Consider the following 16,518-nt stretch of genomic DNA (forward strand, 5'->3'; position numbering starts at 1 on the left):
AACGCCGCGTTTCCCGTGATCATGTTTGGTATAACACATGGGGGAATTCATATGCGGTATAAGCATTTATCCGGCGTCGCCAGCCTTGCTCTGGTATGCGGCGCAACGCCGGTCATGGCCCAAACGGCGCCTGCGGTCGATGCCGCCGAAGGCGTGACGGAAGACAATCCCATTGTGGTTTTCGGCCGGGGCGAAACGCGCCAGGTGCAGACCGTTACCGCGATCGACATCAAGGCCGCGACGCCTGGTACCAGCCCATTGAAGGTTCTGGAAAAACTGCCCAGCGTTTCGGTGCAGTCGGCCAATGCGCTGGGCACCAACGAATGGTCCACGCGCTTTTCGGTGCGCAGCTTCAGCCAGAACCAGCTTGGTTTCACGCTGGATGGCGTGCCGCTGGGTGACATGAGCTATGGCAATTTCAACGGGCTGCACATCAGCCGCGCCATCGCTTCGGAAAACATCGGCAGCTCCACGCTGGCGCAAGGCTCGGGTGCGCTCGATACGCCGTCCAGTTCCAACCTGGGCGGCACGGTGCAGTTCTTCAGCCAGACGCCCACTGACGACTTCGGCGTCGATACCCAGGCCAGCTATGGCAGCGAAAACGCCTATCGCCTGTTCGGCCGCGTCAACACCGGTGACCTGGGCGGCGGCGTGAAGGCCTATGTCAGCGGATCGTGGCTCGATGCGCCCAAGTGGAAGGGCGAGGGCAAGCAGCAGGCCTGGTCGGTCAACAGCAAGATCGTGGTGCCGCTGGGCACCAGCGCCAAGCTGACCGCCTTTGCCAACTATTCCGATTTCAAGGACGACGACTACATGGATATGTCGCCGGCCCTGGTGAAGAAATACGGCTGGAACTGGGATTACATTCGCAACGACTACAAGACGGCCCTGGCCATTGCCAAGAACCTGCAATCGGACCTGGTCAACTATTCCAAGTATTGTGAAAACTATGCCGGATATGACCAGACGATCTGCGCGGACGATACCTATTACAACGGTTATGGCCTGCGTAAGGACTTCCTGGCCGGCGCCAGCCTGACGGCGGACCTCGCGCCCGGTCTGTCGCTGCGCGTTTCGCCCTATTACCACCACAACAAGGGCATCGGCACCTGGTGGACGCCCTATACGCCCACGCCGGGCGGCGCGGCGCTGTCGATCCGCGCCACTTCGTACAAGATCGCGCGCGGCGGGCTGACCGGCGCCCTGACCTACAAGATCGCCAAGAACGAAATCGAACTGGGCGGCTGGTACGAATCCAACAAGTATACCACGGCGCGCAATTTCTTCGGCCTGGCTGACAGCACCACGTCGAGCATCGATAACCGCGAATGGCCCGAAGGGTCATTCTATCTGCAATACAAGTACAACTTCAAGATCACCACGGGACAGTTCTTCATCCAGGACACGTTCCAGGCCACCGACAATCTCAAGATCAACGCCGGGTTCAAGGGCCTGAGCGTGATTGTCGACAACAAGTACGATCCGGCCAGCCAGTCCACGGCTGCCGCGCGCGATACTTCTGGCCGGCTCAAGGCGCGCGACCTGTTCCTGCCCCAGGCCGGCGTGAACTACACCTTCAATTCGGCGGTCGAAGCGTTCGTCAGCTATGCCGAGAACATGCGCGCCTTCACCACCGAACCGTTCATGACCAACCAGGCCGGTTTCCAGGCGATCAAGAATACCATCAAGCCCGAGACGTCGAAGACCATCGAAGGCGGTTTCCGCTTCCACCTCGATCATTTCGAGGGTTCGATCGCGGGCTATCACGTCAAGTTCGAGAACCGCCTGCTCTCGGTCCAGCCCTGCGCGATCATCGTGGGCTGCGCCACGATCCTGTCCAACGTGGGTTCGGTCACCACCAACGGTGTCGAACTGGCCGGCACTTATCACCTGACCCGCGCTCTCTCGCTCTATGGTTCGTATTCCTACACCGATGCGCGCTATGACGACGATGTGTTGAGCGGCACGCTCTATCACACCAAGGACAAGCAGGTCGCCACGGTTCCGGCGCATCTGGCCAACGCCGAAGTGGCTTATGACGATGGCGTGATCAGTGCGCGGGTGGGCGCCAACTATCAGTCCAAGCGCTATTATACCTATACCAACGATGCCAGCGTGGCTGGCCGCGTGCTGGTGGACCTGTCGCTGGGTTACAAGTTCGACGCCGCCGATGGGCCGCTCAAGAACCTGGAAATCCAGGGCAATGTCACCAATCTGTTCGACAAGAAGTATATCGCCACGCTGGGTGAGAACGGCCTTGCGTTCACCGATCCTTCCGGCACGCTGCAATCGATGCTGGTAGGGGCGCCGCGCCAGGCCTCGATCACGCTGCGCAAGCGGTTCTAAGCCATGATGGGTGCCGGCCGGCGCAGCGCCGGCACCCATGCTTTCCCTGGGGAAACCGAATGACGCATCGGCCCGCGCGCCGCACTTTCCTCAAAGCGGTGGCAGCGGCTGCGGCATCGGGCGCCTTGCCGGCATCGATCGCCACGGCGCTGGCGCTGCCGGCCAATCGTCGCACCGGCACCCTGGCGGATGTGGAACACGTGGTCATCCTGATGCAGGAAAACCGCGCGTTCGATCACTATTATGGCACTTTGCGCGGGGTGCGCGGGTTCGGCGATCCGCGCCCGCTGATGCTGCGCAACGGGCGCAGCGTGTTTCACCAGCCCGCCCCCGATGGCCATGGGCCCGATGGCACCGGCACGGTGCTGCCATTTCATCTCGATGGACAGATCAGCAACGCCCAGGGGCTGAAAAGCCTGGACCACAGCTGGAAAGGCGCTTTTGCCGATTGGGCGGAATACGACGTGTGGATCAAGCACAAGACGGCCCAGGCGATGGGCCATTTCGTGCGCGCCGACATTCCCTATTACCATGCCCTGGCCGACGCGTTCACCATTGCCGACCAGTATTTCTGCTCTCTCCATGGGCCGACCAATCCCAATCGCATGTTCCTGTTCACCGGCACCAGTGGCCTGAGCGTGGGCGATGATCGCGCGCAGGCGGTGGACAATGTCGACGACGGCAACTGGACCGCCGACATGGCGCGCGACAAGGCCGATTTCCCCGCCGTTTCGCGCTGGACGACTTATGCCGAACGGCTGCAGGCGGCGGGCATCAGCTGGCAGGTCTATCAGGAATACGAGAACTACGGCGACAACTCGCTTGCCTATTTCGCGCAGTTTCGAGGGCTGGAGCGCACCTCGCCGCTCTATCGCCGCGGCCGTGCCTTCATTGAGGGCACCAGCTTGCAAACCGCCGCCACGTCGCAGGCGCAATACCTCGTTTCCGCCTTTGCCAAGGATGTGGCCGCCGATACCCTGCCGCAGGTTTCGTGGATCGTCGCGCCCTACAAGTATTGCGAGCATCCCGAGGCGACCCCGGCCTATGGCGAAAGCCTGACGGCGCGACTGGTGGAAGCCTTGGTGGCCAATCCCAAGGTCTGGGCAAAGACCGCGCTGATCATCAACTATGACGAGAACGACGGCTTTTTCGACCATGTGCCCGGCCCGGTGCCGGCAGTATCGCGCCAGCAGGGCCTGACCAGCGTGGAGCCGCGGGGCGAAATCTACAAGGGCGAGCCGGTGGGCCTGGGGATCCGCGTGCCGCTGCTGGTGGTGTCACCCTGGACGCGCGGCGGGTTCGTGCATTCGGGCGTGGCCGATCATACTTCGGTGATCCGCTTCCTGGAGCGGCGCTTTGGCGTGATGGAGCCCAATATTTCCTCCTGGCGCCGCGCCGTGACCGGGGATCTGACAGATGTGTTCGATTTTGCCGATCCCGATGCCGCCGCGCTGCATGCCATGCCCGCCATCGGCGATTATCGCGCCCGCGTGGCGGCCCAGGCCAGCATGCCCCAGCCCCGGCCGCCCCAGGCACAGGCCCTGCCACAGCAGGAACCGGGGCAACGCCCGGCGCGCGCGCTGCCTTATCGCCTGGCCGTGCGGGAAGCGGGCGAGGGGGCCGATTGGCAGCTGGTCTTTGCCAACACCGGCCGCCAGGGTGCAGTGTTCCAGGTCTATGATCGCGCAGGCAGTGCCGGCCCGTGGACTTACACGGTGGCCGCTGGCGCCACGCTGCGCGACCGTCCGCCTGGGCTGGGCGAGGGACCGTGCCGGTTGATCGTGCGCGGGCCGAACGGCTTTGTGCGCGAACTGGCCGGGCCATTGCCACCTCCCGCGCGGGTCGGGCTGGAAGAGGCCGGCGATCAGGTGGTGCTCACCCTGGCTAACCCCGGTACGGCGCCGCTCGCGCTTACCGTGCGGCGCCTGGCCTATGGCCCGCGCGAACTGGCGCGGCTGACGCTGGCGGCAGGGCAGACCCGCACTTTGCGCGTGCCCGTGGCGGCCAGCCACCACTGGTATGACCTGGTCGTGGATGGCCCCGCTGGCTTTCGCCGCCGCTATGCCGGCCATGTGGAGACGGGCAAGCCGAGCTGGTCGGATCCCGCGATCGGCACGCTGGTGGAGGCATAGACAACGCCTGGATATTTGTGGTCGCCCGAATTCCCTGACAGAAACCGGTCCCACTTGTTTGTCATCGCGTTCTAGAGCGGTTCTTTCAGCCAGGCCACGCCCCGGCGCAGCAACTCGTTGAACACCGGCAAGTCCCAGGCGCAGCGGTCCACGCTGGGCCACCAGTCCAGCATCGGTTGCAGGTCATAATGCCCGCGACAGTGGCCGAGCGTGAGGTAGAGCACGGCGCCCGCGCCGTGGTGCTTGATATAGAACACCGGATGGCGGCCCGGCGCGGCGTCTGCCTCGACAAAGCCGGTGCCCGGCTCGGTGCAGCAGGTGTCGAGCAGGACGTGCAAGTCTCCATGGGTTTCCAGATGGTAGAGTTCGTCCGTCGTTTCGAACGGCTCCACTCCGGCCACCAGCGGGTGATCGGGATCGGCCACGTCCACGCGATAGGGCGCGATGGGCGGGTGGCTGATGAACTGGCTGCCCAAGAGGTCCATGAACAGCGGGGCCCAGCGCGGCGCGTCCCACAGGCCGGCATTGGGCCCATCGGCCAGCAGGCGCAGCACCGAATTGGTGCCGTGCAGGGCATACCAGCGCCCACCGCGCGCCAGCCAGGCGCGCAGGGCTTCCTGCGCGGCGAGCGAGGGCGTGATGTCGCAGGTGTAGGTGATCAGGATATCGGCCGTCTCGATCGCGGCCACGTTCTCGTAATCCTCGAACACGCGGGTGCGCACGGCGGGATCGTCTGCCAGCAGCTTCAAGAGTTCGAGCCGGGCAAAATCGATGTCGTGCCACACCCCGCCGCACACCAGCACGCAATTGATGCGGCGCGGGTGGCTTTCGCCGCTCTCGCTCATCCTTGCACCCCATCGCTGCCATCGGCAATGCCCAGATAGCGGTCGAGTGTCTGCTGGAACTGGCGGATGCGGATTTCCTGGTAATTGCCCAGCTGCACCTGGCCGGTCTTGGACGCATGCAGGCCTTCCTGCACATAGGGCAGGTTGTCCATGTCCTGTTCGAACACGTCGCCCAGGATGCCGAGTTCGGGCGCTTCGGTCCATTTCTGGTCGAGCGTGAGGAACTTCATCGGCACGCCGCGCGGGTGCTTTTCGCCCTTTTTCACGCGCATCAGGATGCGCACTTCCATGATGCAGGTATCGGGCGTCTTTCCGGGGCGCCAGCGATAGACGATGTTGGGCATGAATCCGCCCCACGGCGCAAAGTTGGGGAAGACGTTGTAGACCAGCGCGTCGAGCAGTTCGGCGTCGGTGGCGTCTTCATGGTCATAGCCGGTCTGCGCGGTATAGGCGGCGCGCATGCGCGCGCCCAGTGCCTCGCGCGCGGTCATTCCTTCGGGCACCGAAACCGCATAGGGATCGGCGGCGGGATCATAGTTGTCGCCGCTGCGGCCGTTGTATTTCACGAACTGGTCGACGATCCACTGCTCGCTCTTGCCATTGGGATCAAGGTGCGGAGACATCGTGCCGAACGGCACCAGGTTGACGTTCACATGATCGCCCCAGGTCCAGTAGGCGCTGTTGCAATCGCCGGTGAAGGGCAGCAATTGCGGGTGGGTGACCACGGTGTGCCAGGCTTCCATGAAGGCTTCGGCCGTCACTTTCCAGTTGGCCGGCACTTCCTTGCCCACCCACATGACGGTCACGCAATCCTCGTGCCGCCAGCGCTTGAAATGGTCGGGCAGGGGGGCGAGGAATTCTTCGAGGCTTGGCCCGCCCGGCTCCTCGCGCAGGAAGATATAGCCGCCCCACCGGCCCACTTCGACAGGCGGCAGCGACAGCTTGTTTTCATCCAGGTGGGTAAAGTCCCACTTGCAGGGCATGTGGTTGAAACTGCCGTCCTTGTTCCAGGCAAAGCCGTGGAACGGGCAGACGAAGCGATCGGCACTGCCATCCTCCGTGCGCAGCTTGCGCCCGCGATGCAGGCACACGTTGTGCATCGCGCGCACGCTGCCATCGTCCTGGCGCGAGATCAGGAAGCTGCGCCCGGCGTTTTCATAGACGACATAGTCGCCCGGCTCGGGCAGGTCTTCCTCGCGCGCGGCGAATTGCCATACGCGTGGCCACATCCGCTCCCGCTCCAGCTGCGCGAAATGCTCCGACGTATAGCGCGCGGCGGCAATCGGCGTGCTGCCGCGGTTCTGGTAGCTGGGCGTGACCAGGACATCGGGCGCCGGGCGCGAGTCGCGGGCCATGAGTTCGAGCCAGCTGATCCCCTCGCTCACCGGCAAGCCGCAGCTTTCGGGCGTTGGCCGCGCGGGATTGGCGATGGTTTCGGGGGATGCGGTATCGGATGCTGCCATGGTCGGTGCCGTCCTGTCCTCTCGCGCCGGGCCATTTTAGCGGATCGCGCCCGCCCGGCATTCTTGTCAGCATGGTCTAGGACGGGGGGCGGCGGCAAGTCACCTTGCTGAAAGCATAGGTTTCGCTCTGGCCCTGATCACGGCATGATCGCAGGCCAGAGCAGAAACGCGGGAGAGCATGGCCGTGGCCACAAGGCTGGAAGGAAAGGTGGCGCTGGTAACCGGCGGCACCAGCGGGATCGGCGCAGGCGCGGTGCGACGCCTGGCGGCGGAAGGCGCGCATGTGGTGTTCACCGGATCGCGCGCCGAACTGGGCGAGGCGCTGGCGCGCGAAGTGGGCGGCCGCTTTGCCATCCATCGCGTGGAGGACGCCGAGGCCTGGCCGGCGCTGATCGAGGGGATCCTGGCCGATCACGGCCGGCTCGACATCGCCTTTGCCAATGCCGGCACCGAACAGGGCGATGCCAGCATCGAGGACGTGACCATCGAGGGCTGGCACAAGGTCGTGGCGGTCAACCAGACCGGTGTGATGTTGACGGTGCAGCATGCCATCCGCGCCATGGCCCGCAACGAAGGGGCGACCGGATCGATCATCGTCAATTCCTCGATGAACGCGGCGCGCCCCTTGGGCAATTACGTGACCTATTCCACCACCAAGGCCGCCGTGGTGGCCCTGGCCAAATCGGCGGCGGTCTATTGCGGGCAGAAACGCTATCGCATCCGCGTCAACGCGATCCTGCCCGGCGTGGTGGAAACCGACCTTATCCGCCACATCATGGAAAGCCAGCCAGATCCGGCCGCCGTGCGCGCGATCTATGAAGGCATGGCGCCGATGAATCGCATGGCCCAGGTGGAGGAAGTGGCCGGCCTGGTGGCCTATCTTGCCAGCGACGAGGCGGCGTTCATTTCCGGCGCGGAGATCACGATCGACGGCGCCACCACCGCCGGTATGATGGGAGTTTAGGCCATGGAACGTCTTGCCGGAAGAATTGCCCTGGTGACGGGAGCCTTGCGCGGAATCGGCCTTGCCATCGCCACGCGCTTTGCCCGTGAAGGGGCAAGCGTGACAGTGACCGATCTCGATGCCGCCGACAGCCCCGCCGTGGCCGATGCCCTTGCCGCGATCGGTGGCGGCGCGGATTATCTGCGCGCCAATGTGACGAGCGAGGACGACTGGGCCGCCATTGCCGCGCATATGGATGCCAAGGGCGCCTGCCATGTGCTGGTCAACAACGCCGGCACCGATCTGACCGGCGCGGTGGAAAGCCTTACGCTTGAGGCCTGGCGCAAGATCATGGCCGTCAATGTCGACGGCGTGTTCCTGGGTACGCGCGCGCTCGTGCCGCTGCTGGCGAAATCGGGCGCTGGCGTGGCCGGCGGGGCGAGCATCATCAATGTCAGCTCGATCATGGGCTTGGTCGGCTATTCCGAGGTTTCGGCCTACAACGCCAGCAAGGGCGCGGTGCGGCTGTTCACCAAGGGCATCGCGGTGGAATTCGCGCACAAGCGCATGCCGATCCGCGCCAATTCGCTGCATCCCGGCTTTGTGCGCACGCCGCTGCTCAACGCCGGGTTCCAGCGCTGGGTGGACAAGGGCTTTGCGCAGAAACCCGAAGACCTGGTCGCTGCGATGGAAGGGGCCACGCCCAACGGCCGCCTGGCCGAGCCCGAGGAACTGGCCGGCCCGGCGGCGTTCCTGGCGAGCGCGGACGCCAGCTATATGACCGGGGCCGAACTGGTGATCGATGGCGGCTGGACCGCACAATAGGGAAAAACGCCATGGCTTTTGAACTCGATAACGTGGTGGCCGTGGTCACCGGCGCGCGCGGCGGCATCGGCCGCGAAGTGGTGCGCGCGATGAAGGCGGCCGGCGCCACGGTGGTGGCAACCGACGTGGGCGCACCCGAGGAAGGGCTGGCCGACCATGCCCTGGCGCATGACGTGACCAGCGAGGCCGATTGGCAAGCCGTGGCCGATCTGGTCGGTCGCGAATATGGCCGGCTCGATGCGCTGGTCAATGTCGCCGGCATCAGCGTGGTGGCCAGCATTGAGGAAACGCCCCTGGCCGAGTGGCGCCGCATCAATGCGGTGAACGTGGAAAGCGTGGTGATCGGTGTGCAGACGCTGCTGCCGTTGTTGAAGGAGGGCGGCAAGGCGCGCGCGAGCGGGGCCTCGATCGTCAACTTTTCCAGCGTGGGCGGGATCAAGGGCGCGCCGTTCAATGGCGCCTATTGCACCAGCAAGGCGGCCGTAAAGATGCTCTCGAAATGCATGGGCGCCGAATTTGCCGCGCTGGGCTACAACATTCGCGCCAACAGCGTGCATCCCGGTGGGATCGATACGCCAATGCTGCAATCGATCATGCAGCGCTATGTCGATCTGGGCGCGGTGCCTTCGCTCGAAGTATCGATGCAGGGCGTAGTGGCCGCGCATCCGATCGGCCGCCTGGGCCGGCCGGCGGAAATGGCCGGCGGCGTGGTCTACCTCTGCTCTGACGCGGCCAGCTTCGTCACGTGCAGCGAATTCATGATGGATGGTGGTTATTGCATGAGCTGAAGCGGATGCGTGCTGCCGGCATCCCGGCAGCACGCATAGGCATCAGAAATGGTGGCCCGGACCGCGATAGCCGCCCGGCCGACCATAAGGACCGGGACGACCATAATAACCCGGCCGACCGTAATAGCCGCGATCGCCCCAGCCATTGGGGTGATAGGGGCGATAGGCGCGGTAATAGTAATCGTGGTACGGATAAGGGCGATAGGTCCAGCGATCGCCGACGTAGACCCACGGGCGATACCAGCCCGGCGCGGCGTAATAATAGTTGGAAAAATAGACCGTGTCATAGCTGTAGGGCGCTGCGCCCGAGCGTACGACGAAGCCCGGCGGGCACCCCGGACTGGTCTGGTTGGCCGTGCTGCCGCCGATCGCGGCGCCGCCGACGGCGCCCACGGCCGCACCGGCCAGGGTGCCGAAGCCGCCATCATGCCGGCTCGACAGGCCATTGCCCACAAGCGCACCGAAAATCCCGCCGATCACCGCGCCAGCCGTGGCATTGCTACGCGCCTTGACGCAGTTGTCGCGCGCCCAGGCTTCGGCATCGGCGGCATAGCGGGCGTCGCGTTCCGCCTGGGCCTGATCGATCGCGGCGGGGCGATATCCGGGCGGCGGGGGCGGAGGCCGCGTGCCGTCGTAGCCCGGCGGCGGGCCCTGGTCATAGCTCTGGACCTCGACCGTCCGGGTCGTGGTGGTAGTGGTCGTGGTCTGCGCGCCCTGCTGATAGGGCTGGGCATAGCCCTGGGGCGGCGGGCCCTGGTCATAGCCTGGCGGTGGTTGGTCGCGGTAATCGGGCGGGGGCGCCTGATCATAGCCCTGGTTCTGGTCATACCCGTCGTTCTGGTCATAGCCAGATGGCGGATAGGCCTGTTGCGCAGCAGCGCTGCCGGCCATGATCGGTAGCGCAGCCACGGCAGCGGCGCTGGCAACAAGAACGATGCGGGAAATGGGTTGGGGCATCGAAAGGATCCACTCACTGTGATGGACATGGGCTATGCCTGTCCGCGTGAACGGATGCTGACGGTTTGTGGCGCTTTGCGGCGAGTTGAGGGGGTGGCGAGGTTGCGTTTTGCCGCCGGCCCCTCCGTCAGGCCTGCGGCCTGCCACCTCCCCATTGCATGGGGAGGATCCAAGGTTCTCCCTGCCGCAGTGCGGGGTGGAGGGGCCTTATCCTGCCGTGGAAACTGGCGGCAGCAGCATGGCCATGCCCAGGCGGGCGATACGCCAGGTGCCGTCTTGCAGCACCACGTCGAACGCATAGCGCGCTTTGACTTCCAGCAGCGTGCCATCTGTGCCCAGGCTGAAGGCGTGGCCATAGGCAGTGACGCTGGCGGTGGCGCCATCGTAGGCCACCAGCGCCACATTGCCGAGGAAATGGGCGTTGCTGGCCATCGTGGCAAAGGCCTGCTCGAAGAAGGCCTGGATGGCGGCGCGGCCGGTGATCTGGCCCAGCCCCAAGCTGGTCAGGTCATAGCAGCCATCGGGCGTGAACAGCGCGGCGACGCCCGCGGCATGGCCGATATCGTCCACCGCCATGGCATAGGCGGTGACCAGATCGGCCAATGCTTGGCGCACGTCTGCCGGGCAGGGCGGTGCGGGATAGGTCATCCGGCCTGCACCGGTCCCTTGCCGGCCACATAATCGTTGAGCAGTTCGTGGAAGCGCTGGATGCGCTTTTCCTGGCCCGGCAGGATGCAGCCCTTGAACCCGCGCGAATTGAGGCCTTGCTGCTGCGTGGTGCCGATCGACAGGTCCTGGTCCGCCACAAAGCCCAGCGACACGCCATCGCCATAGCGGCTGTGCCGCGCCACGGCATCGTGGCGGAAAGGCACGGTGCCCACCGGCGTGACCACCTCTTTCATGCCCTTGACCGGGGGATAGAGGCACCAGTGCTGGAACACGCACTTTTCCGGATCGGTCGGGTGCGGTTCGGTGCGCAAGACCTGCATCTGTTCGGGCGACATGGTGAGCGTGAGGTTGGGGAACAGCGTGCAGTGGAAATAGTCCACCAGCTGCTGGTCGGTCATGTGCTCGTACATGGTATAGCCGCGCTCGGGCCCCAGCTTGCGCTTGGCGGCGATCACGGCGGCGCGAATGTCGCCGGTGTGGCCATGGTAATCGGCCGGATCGATGCCCCAGGCGCGGGCGATGTCATCGAGCGGGGCAGGCACTTCGGCGCTGTGGTAATCGACGCGGGTCGTTGCCTGATGGCCGATCATCCACATCGCGTTGTGGCCACTGGGATACATCTCGAACAAAGTCGTGGGCAGGCCATCGTTGATGAAGGTCGCCAGTTCGGGATGGATCGTGGGGAGGTGATAGCTTTCGTTGAAATTGTCGCGGATGATCTTCCAGTTGAAATCGGCGTCGCACGAAACCTTGAGCACGCGCACCCAGTTTTCCAGGCCATAGTTGGCCAGGCGTTCCTGCAAAGGCGCCATCCATTGCGCCAGCGGCGGCACATCATCGTCCATGCACCAGAACACGAACGGGCCCCAGGTTTCGCAGCGCAGTTCCGAGAGGTGGACTTTGCCGCAGGGGTTGCCGCCAGCAAAATCATCGGGGTCCTGCACTTTGGCCAGCACGCCATCGGGGGTGAACTGCCAGCCGTGATAGCCGCAGGTGATGCGCGGCATATGGCCGGCATCGCCCAGCACCAGGCGGTTTCCGCGATGCGGGCAGCTGTTGTAGAACGCGCGCACCCCGCCATCGGCCTGGGCGATCATCAGGATCGAATCCTTGCCGAAATCGTGGCGGATGAAATCGCCTTCCTCTTCCAGTTCGGCCAGCATCCCGCCCAGGTGCCACACCTTGGGCCACAGGTTCTGCGCTTCCTTGTCCATCCATTCGCGCGAGATATAGCGATCGGCGGTGATCGTGTCGCCGCGCACGGGCATGTCGAATTCGGGCGAATAGCGGGACTTGAGTTCCTGAACCGTCATCGCGGGCGCGCTCCTTACATCACCGGCTTGGGCAGGGTGGGATCGTCCTGCAGGTACCAGTTGAGCCATTCGTGGAAGTATTGGTTGCCGCGCTCGTTGCGGCCGAACACCAGATTGTCGTGCGCGCCGCTTTCCAGGCCCTTCTGGATTTCCAGGCCGATGACATAGTCTTCCTGGTAGGTCACATCGCGGAAGAAGTTGATCATCTGCTCCACCGCGGCGCGGTCGGCCTCGTCGCGGATCGGCTCGCGGCGCAAGTAGTGCAGCACGGTGCGGTTGCGATCGGGCGTCGGCCCGGGAAACAGCTGGGCCACTTGCGTGATCTCGGGCGCGAGGAAGGCCGAGACGTTGGGAAAGAGGATGCGCACGAAATCGAAGCCGTTGTTTTCCTGATCGCCCCAATCCTCGCGCGGGACGTCCTTGAGCGCTTCGGCAATGCGGTGTTGCGGAAAGCCGATACGCATCGAAGGGCCGAACCCTTCATAGAACATGCGATTGGATGGCGTGCGCGGCTCGATCGTTTCGGGGTGCAGCGAGGCGAAGTGATAACCTTCGAGATAGCCGTCGAACGCGATCTTCCAGTTGGCGCCCTCGATCGTGCGGCTGCCGAGATAGGTCCAGTCGGCAAAGCCTGCGTTGTCGAAATCGTCGAGGAAGCCTTGGAAATAGTCATCCAGATCGAGCGGAGCATTGGGCGTGAGCGACACGAAGATCATTCCTGCGCGCTCTTCGCAAGGGAGGGCGCGCAGGGCGAGACCGGCCTTGTCCACGTCGCCGAAATTGGCGCTTTCGGAAATGCCCAGCAGCTTGCCGTCCTGGCCATAGGTCCAGCCATGATACTTGCAGGTGAAGCGGGCGCACTTGCCATGTCCTTCCGACGCGACCGGCGCACCGCGATGCGAACAGACGTTGAGGAACGCGCGCACAACACCGCTCTTGTCGCGCACGATCAGGACCGGCAGGCCCATCGCGTCCATCGCCTTGTAGTTGCCCGGTTCGGGCAGTTCGGCGGTGAAGGCCAGCATCAGCGGCAGGCGGCGGAACACCAGTTCCATCTCGGCCTTCCACTGATCGGGATCGGTGTAGCTGGCCGTGCGCACGCGCGCCACCTGCTGGGCCTGGTACGTGCTGTTGTGCTCGACGTAATCCAGCATGATCTCGGCGATGTCGCCGATCCGCTGGCGCCGCTCGGCCCGTTCGTTGCTCATCTGCGGCCTCTCCTGCCTGCATTGTTCTTTCGCGGGCCCAAGGCTGCCGCAGGCCGAGCGCTTTGCCAAGCTGGGACAGGTGACAGGTTCCTCTTATTTTGGCCAAGTGGACAGGGGCACTTGAAGCGGCGCACAAGCGATGGATGGGCGACGCAGAGAGGATCATGGGTAACAGCCGCGAATCGACGCCACGGCAGGGCCAAGTGCAGGGCCAAGTGCAGGGATTGCCCTGGCCGCCCGTTCCCGCCGCGCACCAGATGGCATTTGCCCAGGGCGGGTTGTGGCCCAGCACCACGATCGCCGATCGCGCGGCAGACCTCGCCGCCCAGCGGCCCGATGATCCGTGCATGATCGACGAGGCCGGCGCGCTGACGTTTGCCGCGCTGTGGGCCGATGGGCAAAGCCTGGCGGCGAGCCTGCGCGCGCGGGGTTTGCGGCCGGGCGACGTGGTGGCGTTCCAGCTGCCCAATTGGCGCGAGGCGGCGGTGATCAACCTGGCCTGTGCGCTGGCGGGCCTGGTGATCAACCCGATCGTGCCGATCTATCGCGACGCGGAACTGCGCGTGATGCTGGGCGATTGCGTGGCGCGGGCACTGTTCGTGCCCACCACGTTCCGCAAGGTGGATTACGTCGCCATGGCCGCGCGGGTGAAGCCCGACCTGCCCGCGCTGGCACACGTGTTTACCGTGCGCGGGCAGGGACCAGACGACTATGCCGCCTTGGTGGAGGCCGGGCGCGCGTTGCCCAGCGCAACGGTGCCGGTCGATCCGCAGGGCGTGAAGATGGTGCTCTATACCTCGGGCACGACGGGACGGCCCAAGGGCGTGCTGCACAGCCATGCCACGCTGGGCCGGGTGATCGGCCAGAGCGCGGCATTCTGGGGGCTCAAGGCCGGGGATGCCATGCTGATGCCATCGCCGGTCACGCATGTTTCGGGCTATGCCAACGGGCTGGAAATGCCGCTGGTGGTGGGCACGCGCACGGTGCTGATGGAAAGCTGGCATGCGCAGGATGCGCTGGCGTTGATCATGCGGCATGGCGTGGTGGGCACGGTGGCGGCCACGCCCTTTCTGGTGGAACTGGCCCAGGCGGCCCGCGATGCGGGCGAGACGCTGCCCGGCTTCCGCTTCTTTGCCTGTGGCGGCGCGGCCGTGGCGCCCGACGTGATTTCCCGCGCGCGCGATGCCTTTGCCGCGTGCGCGCCATTCCGCGTGTTCGGCAGCTCTGAAGTGCCGCTGGTCAGCTTTGGCTGGCCGGACAATCCCGAACGCGCGAGCCAGACCGACGGACGCATCGTCGATTACACCGTGCGCATCGTGGACGATGCCGGCAACGATCTGGGCGATGGCCAGGAGGGGGAAATCCTGGCGCGCGGGCCGGCGATGATGATCGGCTATGCCGATCCGGCGCAAACCGCCGCCGCCATCGATGCGCAAGGTTTTTTCCGCACCGGTGACCTGGGGGTGCGCGATGCCGATGGCGCCATCACGGTGACCGGCCGCAAGAAGGACCTGATCATTCGCGGCGGGGAGAACATTTCGGCCACCGAGATCGAGCAGGTGCTGGCAATCCATGCTGCCGTGGCCGACTGCGCGGTGGTGGCGATGCCGCACGACCGGCTGGGGGAAGGGGTCTGCGCGTTCGTGGTCACGCGGGCAGACGTCACGGCGGCAGACCTGGCCGCGCACGTGGCGCAAAGCGGGCTGGCGCGGCAGAAGATTCCCGAGCGCTTCGAATGGGTGGCGCAATTGCCGCGCACTGCGGCGGGCAAGATCCGCAAGGACCAGCTGCGCGCGCAGATCGCGGCGGCTATTCGGGAAGAGGTTGCTCTGCCGCCGGGTTGAGCGGCCCTTGGTGGGCGCCGACCCATTCGCGCCACAACAGCATCAGCACGGCGATCAGCGCCGGGCCGATCACCAGGCCGATCAGGCCCCAGGTCTCGATCCCGCCCAGGATGGCGAGCAGCACCCACAGGAACGGCAGCCGCGTGGCGCCGCCGATGAACACCGGCCGCACGAAATGGTCGGCCACGAACACCACGATGCCGCCAAACGCCAGCACTGCGACGGCCGCTGCCGCCTGGCCCGCCGCGCCGAGCAGCGCGGCGGCCAGCACCACCGCCGCCACCGCGCCCAGGGGAATGGCCGAGAGCAGCGCGGTCAGCAAACCGAGCAGCGCGGCATGGACCACGCCTGCCAGGCCGTAGGCCACGCCCATCAGCACGCCTTCGCCAAAGCCGACGATGATCAACCCGTTGACCGTGCCGCGCACGGCCATCGCCGCCTGATCGACCACGCGCACGCCCGCCTCGCCAAACGCCCGGCGCGTGCCGATGCGCAAGCCATGCGCCACGCGCGCACCATCGCGCAGCAGGAAAAACAACGTCAGCAGCATGAAGCTGATCAACAGCACCCGATGTGCCACCAGGCCGAGAATCTTTTCGCCGGTGGTGAAATGAAGGCCGCGCGCCTGGTGCGAAAGGCGGTCGATGGCCTCGGGCGTGGCCAGGGTCTGTTGCCACAAGACGACGAGATGATCGCCATAGGGCAGGCGCGCCAGGAAAGCGGGCACGGGCACGCCCTGGGCATGGGCCTGCGCCAGCCATTGGGTGACGGCCATGCTGTCATGGATCACCGCGCTGGCCACCATGGCCAGGGGGATGACGAAGATCAGCAGCACGAGCAGCGTGAAGATGGCCGGCAGAACCAGCGATTGCCCGCGCGGCCAGCGCTGCGCGGCGGCCGCATGCAGCGGCCAGAGCGAGAGCGCCAGGATCACGCCCCAGCCCAGCGCGGGCAGAAACGCGCGCAAGGTCCACAACCCGGCCAGTGCCAGCAGCGTGATGGCCACCAGCCCGGTTAGCCGCTGTGCGCGGGTGGCCTGCTGGCCGTCTTGGGAAGTCCAGGTTCCGGGGGCATCGTCTTGGGGGGGCGCTTGCATCCCCCATGCCTAGCGCAGCCAAACGCGCGGCGCCAGTTCGGGTGGGTGGGTTTGGGCATCCACCACCCCCCGACCCCCTCCTCTAAAGA

13 protein-coding genes are annotated in these 16,518 nt (G+C 65.3%); 6 read left to right on the forward strand and 7 right to left on the reverse strand.

Translation table 11 applies throughout. The annotated features are described in order from the left end of the window. Positions 1–114: 114 nt before the first annotated feature. Both FHT19_RS11785 and FHT19_RS11790 read left to right on the forward strand, forming a co-directional pair. A complete protein-coding gene (locus tag FHT19_RS11785) occupies positions 115–2,346 on the forward strand; it encodes a TonB-dependent receptor (RefSeq protein WP_168557412.1) in 2,232 nt (743 codons plus the stop codon). A gap of 59 nt (positions 2,347–2,405) precedes the next feature. After that, positions 2,406–4,478 (forward strand): phospholipase C, phosphocholine-specific, encoded by a 2,073-nt coding sequence (locus tag FHT19_RS11790; protein ID WP_169475270.1) that lies wholly within the window; start codon positions 2,406–2,408, stop codon positions 4,476–4,478. 71 nt (positions 4,479–4,549) lie between these two features. On the opposite strand, the gene FHT19_RS11795 is transcribed toward FHT19_RS11790, so the two are convergent. Further along, positions 4,550–5,323, reverse strand: a complete 774-nt coding sequence (locus FHT19_RS11795; protein WP_169475271.1) for a ThuA domain-containing protein — start codon at positions 5,321–5,323, stop codon at positions 4,550–4,552. Continuing rightward, a complete protein-coding gene (locus tag FHT19_RS11800; protein WP_169475272.1) occupies positions 5,320–6,786 on the reverse strand; it encodes an aromatic ring-hydroxylating dioxygenase subunit alpha in 1,467 nt (488 codons plus the stop codon). Before FHT19_RS11800 ends, FHT19_RS11795 begins: the two co-directional genes overlap by 4 nt. Positions 6,787–6,970: 184 nt before the next feature. Between FHT19_RS11800 and FHT19_RS11805 the strand changes: the two genes are divergently transcribed. The 3 genes from FHT19_RS11805 to FHT19_RS11815 are packed head-to-tail and all read left to right on the forward strand — an operon-like array spanning position 6,971 to position 9,342. After that, the gene (locus tag FHT19_RS11805; RefSeq protein ID WP_248290423.1) at positions 6,971–7,750 is read left to right on the forward strand and encodes an SDR family NAD(P)-dependent oxidoreductase; all 780 of its coding nucleotides are present in this window, start codon (positions 6,971–6,973) and stop codon (positions 7,748–7,750) included. Between the two features lie 3 nt (positions 7,751–7,753). Further along, positions 7,754–8,554, forward strand: coding sequence for an SDR family oxidoreductase (locus FHT19_RS11810; RefSeq protein WP_168557407.1), 801 nt, complete (start codon positions 7,754–7,756; stop codon positions 8,552–8,554). Positions 8,555–8,565: 11 nt separating this feature from the next. Beyond that, positions 8,566–9,342 carry an SDR family oxidoreductase gene (locus FHT19_RS11815; RefSeq protein ID WP_168557406.1) on the forward strand — a complete coding sequence of 259 codons (777 nt, stop codon included), beginning with the start codon at positions 8,566–8,568 and terminating at the stop codon, positions 9,340–9,342. Between the two features lie 42 nt (positions 9,343–9,384). Here the strand turns inward: FHT19_RS11815 and FHT19_RS24275 are convergent, their stop codons facing one another. From FHT19_RS24275 to FHT19_RS11835, 4 genes are all read right to left on the reverse strand, one after another. Next, positions 9,385–10,299 (reverse strand): hypothetical protein, encoded by a 915-nt coding sequence (locus FHT19_RS24275; RefSeq protein WP_211184889.1) that lies wholly within the window; start codon positions 10,297–10,299, stop codon positions 9,385–9,387. Between the two features lie 207 nt (positions 10,300–10,506). Beyond that, complete coding sequence (locus tag FHT19_RS11825) at positions 10,507–10,947, reverse strand: nuclear transport factor 2 family protein (protein ID WP_169475274.1); 441 nt, start codon at positions 10,945–10,947, stop codon at positions 10,507–10,509. Further along, positions 10,944–12,281, reverse strand: a complete 1,338-nt coding sequence (locus tag FHT19_RS11830) for an aromatic ring-hydroxylating dioxygenase subunit alpha (RefSeq protein ID WP_168557404.1) — start codon at positions 12,279–12,281, stop codon at positions 10,944–10,946. Before FHT19_RS11830 ends, FHT19_RS11825 begins: the two co-directional genes overlap by 4 nt. Positions 12,282–12,295: 14 nt before the next feature. Beyond that, positions 12,296–13,489 carry an SRPBCC family protein gene (locus FHT19_RS11835; RefSeq protein WP_169475275.1) on the reverse strand — a complete coding sequence of 398 codons (1,194 nt, stop codon included), beginning with the start codon at positions 13,487–13,489 and terminating at the stop codon, positions 12,296–12,298. A gap of 257 nt (positions 13,490–13,746) precedes the next feature. Here FHT19_RS11835 and FHT19_RS11840 point away from each other — a divergent pair, with 257 nt between their 5' ends. Beyond that, entirely contained in the window at positions 13,747–15,333 is a 1,587-nt protein-coding gene (locus FHT19_RS11840) for an AMP-binding protein (RefSeq protein WP_169475276.1), read from the forward strand. On the opposite strand, the gene FHT19_RS11845 is transcribed toward FHT19_RS11840, so the two are convergent. Next, positions 15,299–16,429 carry an AI-2E family transporter gene (locus FHT19_RS11845; protein ID WP_248290424.1) on the reverse strand — a complete coding sequence of 377 codons (1,131 nt, stop codon included), beginning with the start codon at positions 16,427–16,429 and terminating at the stop codon, positions 15,299–15,301. The genes FHT19_RS11840 and FHT19_RS11845 overlap by 35 nt on opposite strands. Positions 16,430–16,518: the final 89 nt, after the last annotated feature.

Source organism: Novosphingobium sp. SG919 (assembly GCF_012932495.1).
Lineage (GTDB): Bacteria > Pseudomonadota > Alphaproteobacteria > Sphingomonadales > Sphingomonadaceae > Novosphingobium > Novosphingobium rhizosphaerae.

Bases quoted from the DNA above. Each gene is read 5' to 3' on its own strand.
- FHT19_RS11785 (WP_168557412.1), top strand. From the start codon at position 115: ATGGCCCAAACGGCGCCTGCGGTCGATGCCGCCGAAGGCGTGACGGAA.
- FHT19_RS11790 (WP_169475270.1), top strand. From the start codon at position 2,406: ATGACGCATCGGCCCGCGCGCCGCACTTTCCTCAAAGCGGTGGCAGCG.
- FHT19_RS11795 (WP_169475271.1), bottom strand. From the start codon at position 5,323: ATGAGCGAGAGCGGCGAAAGCCACCCGCGCCGCATCAATTGCGTGCTG.
- FHT19_RS11800 (WP_169475272.1), bottom strand. From the start codon at position 6,786: ATGGCAGCATCCGATACCGCATCCCCCGAAACCATCGCCAATCCCGCG.
- FHT19_RS11810 (WP_168557407.1), top strand. From the start codon at position 7,754: ATGGAACGTCTTGCCGGAAGAATTGCCCTGGTGACGGGAGCCTTGCGC.
- FHT19_RS11815 (WP_168557406.1), top strand. From the start codon at position 8,566: ATGGCTTTTGAACTCGATAACGTGGTGGCCGTGGTCACCGGCGCGCGC.
- FHT19_RS24275 (WP_211184889.1), bottom strand. From the start codon at position 10,299: ATGCCCCAACCCATTTCCCGCATCGTTCTTGTTGCCAGCGCCGCTGCC.
- FHT19_RS11825 (WP_169475274.1), bottom strand. From the start codon at position 10,947: ATGACCTATCCCGCACCGCCCTGCCCGGCAGACGTGCGCCAAGCATTG.
- FHT19_RS11830 (WP_168557404.1), bottom strand. From the start codon at position 12,281: ATGACGGTTCAGGAACTCAAGTCCCGCTATTCGCCCGAATTCGACATG.
- FHT19_RS11835 (WP_169475275.1), bottom strand. From the start codon at position 13,489: ATGAGCAACGAACGGGCCGAGCGGCGCCAGCGGATCGGCGACATCGCC.
- FHT19_RS11840 (WP_169475276.1), top strand. From the start codon at position 13,747: ATGGCATTTGCCCAGGGCGGGTTGTGGCCCAGCACCACGATCGCCGAT.
- FHT19_RS11845 (WP_248290424.1), bottom strand. From the start codon at position 16,429: ATGCAAGCGCCCCCCCAAGACGATGCCCCCGGAACCTGGACTTCCCAA.